Origin of the sequence: Ramlibacter sp. (genome assembly GCF_050250995.1) — a bacterium.
Lineage (GTDB): Bacteria > Pseudomonadota > Gammaproteobacteria > Burkholderiales > Burkholderiaceae_C > Ramlibacter.
Genome location: NZ_JBFWNP010000096.1, coordinates 1 through 4,810 on the forward strand (window position 1 = coordinate 1; position 4,810 = coordinate 4,810).

Annotated in this window: 6 protein-coding genes; 1 reads left to right on the top strand and 5 read right to left on the bottom strand. The window is 69.1% G+C overall.

What is annotated here, in order from left to right; translation table 11 throughout:
* Positions 1-323: 323 nt before the first annotated feature.
* Together AB7E83_RS27935 and AB7E83_RS27940 are read right to left on the bottom strand one after the other, a co-directional pair.
* Positions 324-869, bottom strand: coding sequence for an AAA family ATPase (locus AB7E83_RS27935; RefSeq protein WP_428574777.1), 546 nt, complete (start codon positions 867-869; stop codon positions 324-326).
* Positions 870-902: 33 nt separating this feature from the next.
* Positions 903-1,250 carry a VOC family protein gene (locus AB7E83_RS27940; protein ID WP_428574779.1) on the bottom strand — a complete coding sequence of 116 codons (348 nt, stop codon included), beginning with the start codon at positions 1,248-1,250 and terminating at the stop codon, positions 903-905.
* On the opposite strand from AB7E83_RS27940, the gene AB7E83_RS27945 reads away from it, so the two are divergent.
* Positions 1,249-1,935: an FMN-binding negative transcriptional regulator gene (locus AB7E83_RS27945; protein WP_428574781.1), complete on the top strand. Its 687-nt coding sequence runs from the start codon at positions 1,249-1,251 to the stop codon at positions 1,933-1,935. The genes AB7E83_RS27940 and AB7E83_RS27945 overlap by 2 nt on opposite strands.
* Positions 1,936-2,040: 105 nt before the next feature.
* Here AB7E83_RS27945 and AB7E83_RS27950 read toward each other — a convergent pair whose 3' ends face one another.
* From AB7E83_RS27950 to AB7E83_RS27960, 3 genes are all read right to left on the bottom strand, one after another.
* Entirely contained in the window at positions 2,041-2,466 is a 426-nt protein-coding gene (locus AB7E83_RS27950; protein WP_428574783.1) for a hypothetical protein, read from the bottom strand.
* A complete protein-coding gene (locus AB7E83_RS27955) occupies positions 2,467-4,581 on the bottom strand; it encodes a molybdopterin cofactor-binding domain-containing protein (protein WP_428574785.1) in 2,115 nt (704 codons plus the stop codon). It lies immediately after the preceding gene.
* Positions 4,578-4,810: (2Fe-2S)-binding protein (locus AB7E83_RS27960; protein WP_428574787.1), on the bottom strand; the 233-nt coding region annotated here is incomplete at its 5' end. The genes AB7E83_RS27955 and AB7E83_RS27960, both read right to left, overlap by 4 nt.

Below are 4,810 nucleotides of genomic sequence, written 5' to 3' on the forward strand. Positions count from 1 at the left end.
CATCCGCGGGTAGCCTTCAGAGCTTCATTCCCTTCAACCCGAAACGCGCGGGAACGCGGTGCGCCGGGCGGGCGCAGGCGCGGCGGCCGGGAAATCGAGCTCGGGCTCGTACCCTGCCGCACCCGCGTCGACTAGGTGCTGACTCGTTACGACATCCGTCGCACGGCTCAAAACGTCCGCGCTGCCTCGCAGCAACTCGAACGCGCTGAAGGAAGTCGACGCGGTGAATCGCTTCGCCCGATTTCCGGCTTCGCGGTGAGTCGGCCTTGCGCCGATGCGCCCGCCCCGCGCACCGCGTTCCCGCGCTGTGTGTCACTACCCGGCTAATCGCGGCCGAGCAAGTCGCGCAGCTTACGCGCGAGCTCACCGACAGGGACTGGCTTCGTTGTGTCCACTTCCAGGCACGGCTCAATCGGCGGCCTCCCTAGCGCGGAGAGTTCGGTGAGCGACGCTACCACTTCTGTCGCATCTCTCCCCTCGTCCAGATGTCCCGGGTGACGCCGCCTGCGAAGAAAACGCGCGGCCGCTATGTCTGCCGGACACCTGCACTCCAACATCACGACTCTGTGAGCCGGCGACGTGAGCCACTCGATGGGCGTCCCGGAATCCTGCAGCATTCCGCTGACGTGCCAAAACGATGACAACAGGGCGCCGTCCGCTTCGAGCGCCCGCGCTTGAAGCGTCGCGTCGCTCTCACGGCTCAGGGCCCGACGCCAAGCCATGTCGCCGATGCCCCTCGCCTCGAAAAGATCTTCCAGGATGTCGTCCTTGTCGATCACAGGCAAGGCAAGCGCAGGCGCCAACGCGCGCGCCACCGTAGTCTTCCCGCTGCCAGGCAGGCCAGAGACTACGACGAACGACTTACGCATGCAGCCCCTCCTGCCCTCCTGCCCTCGAACGTTTTACCGCTCCGACCACACCGCGAGTTCGTTGCCGCTCGGGTCCTTGAAGTGAAACCGGCGGCCGCCTGGGAAGTCGAAGGGCTCGGTGGTGATCGTGCCGCCGGCCGACCTCACCGCCGCGAGCGACGCCTCGAGGCCGCGCGAATACAGCACCGGCAGCGGGCCGCCCGTCCGCACGTCGTCCGACTGGCGGAACCCGCCGGGCTCGCGGTCCTTGCCCTTGATGCCGGCGTACTCCGGCCCGTAGTCGGTGAACTCCCAGCCAAACGCCGCGCTGTAGAACCGCTTGGCCGCCGCCAGATCCCGGACCGTGAACTCGACGTAATCGATGTCGTGATGCGTGTGCATGCCCACTGCCTCCCGATGGCGGGATGCTATCACCCGGAGCCGCCTGATAAGCTCGGGCTATCGTGCACATTCCGCATCACTTCGCCGAGTCCCGGCGCGACGTCCTGCAGCGGGCCATCGAGGACCACCCCTCGCCACGCTGGTAACGGTCGGCGCCACCGGGATCGACGCGAACCACCTGCCGCTCGAGTTCGATGCCAGCGCCGGAGCGTGCGGAACGCTGCGAGGGCACGTCTCCCGGAACAATCCCGTGTGGCGTGATGCCGATCAGGCTGGCGAAGCCCTCGCCATCTTCCAGGGCCCGCAAGCCTACATTTCCCCTGGCTGGTATCCGACCAAGCAGGAACACGGCCGCGTCGTGCCGACATGGAACTACGTCGTCGTCCACACGCGCGGTCGGCTGCGTTTCATCGAGGACGCCGGCTGGCTTCGCGAGCACGTCACCCGCCTGACCACCCGATTCGAGGGCCAGGGTGCCGGCGCCTGGCACATCTCCGACGCGCCGCCGGACTTCATCGACGGCCTGCTCCGCGCCATCGTTGGCTTCGAGATGGAGATCGCGTCGTTGGCCGGCAAATGGAAGACGAGCCAGAACCGCACCGCCGCCGACCGCGCCGGCGTCATCCACGGCTTGCAGGCCCGTGGAGAGCACGCAATGGCCCGGCTCGTCGAATCAGCCGATTGACCTCTCAGGCGCCGGCGCGGTGCCGCCTTGGGCCGATGCGCGCGCCAAGCGGCACCGCGCCGGCGCCCTTCGGAGGTCCGGGTGAAGCCGGACACTACGGCTGCTCTATGCGTTCGCGGTCCGATAGTCGGCGATGAACTGGGCGACCTGGCGTTCGAGTTCCTCGTGGGCCGCGTCCGCAAGTTGGGCACTCTCCGTGACGACGATTCGCGCGTCGGCCTTCCACGTCTGTGCCCGGTTGAAGGTCACCGCGGGGTTGCGGCGCATGAAGACAATCTGCACGAAGTCGACCTGCAGGTCGCAGGCCACGAGGCCGCCTCGAGTGGCGGCCGTCAGCGAGATGCGCAGGTGCGGATCGCCGGTCGGGAAATCGCCCATGCCGAGGACCCGGATGCGCGCGGCCCGCAGCTGCTGCTCAACGCTGGCACGCAGCGGGTCCCGTGCAAACGGTTCCGGCACCGGCTCCTCGACGACGACGCGGACGCCGTCGAGGTCCTTGAGGCTCGGCAGCCAGTCCGAGCGCTGGGCCATTTACGCCAGGTCGGTGGGCTTCACTGGCAGCGTGCGGATCCGCTTCCCGGTCGCCGCGTAGATCGCGTTGATCACCGCCGGCACGGTGGCCGGGTTGGTCGCCTCGCCGGCGCCGGTCGGACGCTCACGGCTCTCGACGAGGTGGACCTCCACCACGGGCGCCTCATCGAACCGGAGCATGTCGTGGGTGTTGAAGTTGTTTTCCTTCACCCGCCCCCGCTCGATGGTGATCTGCCCCTTCAGCGTCGCCGAGAGCCCGTAGATGATGCCCCCCTCGACCTGCTGGCGCAGGATGTGCGGGTTGATGATCTGCCCGCAGTCGAGCGCGCACACCACCTCGTGGACGCGGACCCGCCCGTTCTCGACCGACACCTCGGCGATCTGCGCGTTGAAGCTGCCGACATTCGACCCGAGCGCCACGCCGCGGCCGCGCCCAGCCGGCAGCGGCGTGCCCCACCCGGCACGCTCGGCGGCGACGTTCAGCACGTTGAGCAGCCGCGGTGCGCCGGCCAGCAGGCGGCGGCGCGCCTCGACCGGGTCCTTGCCGCCGGCCGCGCAGAGCTCGTCGAAGAACGACTCCGCGAAGTAGGTATTCTGCGCGGCGCCTGGGGCGCGCCAGAACGACACCGGGATGTGCGTGTCGGAGCGGCTCCATTCCACGCGGAGGTCCGGCAACTCGTAGCGCAGGTCAGACATGCCGCCGACGGCAATCGGGTCGAGCCCATCGCGCACCACGAAGAACGACGGGCAGGCGATGGTCGCGCGCAGCGCCGCCGGCCACCCGGCCGCATCGAGCGCGCCCGCCAGCTGCGCATACGACGCCGGCCGGTAGTAGTCCTGCGTCATGTCGTCCTCGCGGGTCCACGTCAGCTTCACCGGCGTGTTGCGCAGGCGTAATGCGATCTCGGTGGCGTCCTCGAGATGGTTGATCTGCCCTTCCCCGCGCCGGCCAAAGCCGCCGCCCATGAACGTGGTGTGGACGTCGACCTTCTCGGGCGCCAGGTTGGCGATCTCCGCGATGCGGGCGCGCGATGTGGTCGGGCTCTGCGTCGGTACCCAGGCCTCAGCCGTGCCATCGGCCTTGACGTGCACGGTCGCGTTCATCGGCTCCATCGGCGCGTGCGAGGTGAACGGCACCTCGTAGGTCGCCTCGACCTTCCTGGCTGCGCGGGCGATGGCGGCGGCCGCGTCGCCGTCGTTCCGGGCGACGGCCCCGGGGCTGGCCGCGTTGGTGACGAACATCTGGCGGATGCTCTCGCTCGATACCGCCGCGTTCGGCCCCTCGTTCCACTCCACGGTCAGCGCGCGCTTGCCCTGCATGGCCGCCCATGTGTTGTCGGCCACCACGGCGACGCCGCTGCTGATCTGGAAAACGTCGCGGACTCCCGCCACCGCCCTGGCACGCGAGGCGTCGAAGCGGGCGACGGTGCCGCCGAACACCGGGCACCGCTCGACCGCCGCATAGACGAGCCCGGCCGGACGCGCGTCGATGCCGAACATCGCCCGGGCAGTGACCTTGTCGCGCGTATCGAGCCGCTTCTGCGGCCTGCCGATGATGCGGAACTGCGACGGATCCTTGAGCGTGACGCTGGCCGGCACCGAAAGCCGCGACGCGGCCTCGGCAATCGCCCCGTAGTTGATGCGCTGGTTCGTCGCCGGGTTGATGACGAAGCCGTTCTCGGCGCGCAGCCCCGCGGCGCTGACACCCCACTGCTGCGCCGCGGCGAGAATCAGCATCTCCCGCGCCTGTGCGCCAGCCTGGCGCAGCGGATCCCAACTGGTGCGAATGGCCATGCTGCCGACCGTCGTCTGGTGGCCGTACAAGTCGGGATCGACCGGCGCGACCTGCATGCGCACCTTCGACCAGTCGCACTCGAGCTCTTCGGCCAGCATCTGCGAACAGGCGGTGGTCGGCCCCTGCCCCATCTCGCTCTTCGGGATCAGAAAGGTGACGCTGTCGTCGGTGCCAATCCGGATGTAGGCGTTCGGCTTGTTGGCCGGCGGCGGCGCAAACAGCCCGCCCTGCGCCTGCGCGCGGCTCGGCGGCAGCACGAAGCCGATGACCAGGCCGCCGGTGAGGGTCAGGAAGCCGCGACGTGTGAGTTCGAGGTTCATGAGCGGCCTCCCTTCAGGTCCGCGGCGCGATGGATGGCGGCGCGGATCTGCGAGTAGGTGCCGCAACGGCAGATGTTGCCGCGCATGGCCCGGTCGATCTCCGGGTCGGTCGGCCGCGGCGTCCGTTCGAGGAGCGCCGCCGCCGACATCATCTGTCCCGACTGGCAGTAGCCGCACTGCGGGACGTCGATCTCGATCCACGCGGCCTGGACGGGATGGCTGCCATCGG

What these genes read in the sequence shown, in the direction of transcription:
- AB7E83_RS27935 (WP_428574777.1), bottom strand. Translation starts at nt 869, where the DNA reads ATGCGTAAGTCGTTCGTCGTAGTCTCTGGCCTGCCTGGCAGCGGGAAG.
- AB7E83_RS27945 (WP_428574781.1), top strand. Translation starts at nt 1,249, where the DNA reads ATGCCCACTGCCTCCCGATGGCGGGATGCTATCACCCGGAGCCGCCTG.
- AB7E83_RS27940 (WP_428574779.1), bottom strand. Translation starts at nt 1,250, where the DNA reads ATGCACACGCATCACGACATCGATTACGTCGAGTTCACGGTCCGGGAT.
- AB7E83_RS27950 (WP_428574783.1), bottom strand. Translation starts at nt 2,466, where the DNA reads ATGGCCCAGCGCTCGGACTGGCTGCCGAGCCTCAAGGACCTCGACGGC.
- AB7E83_RS27955 (WP_428574785.1), bottom strand. Translation starts at nt 4,581, where the DNA reads ATGAACCTCGAACTCACACGTCGCGGCTTCCTGACCCTCACCGGCGGC.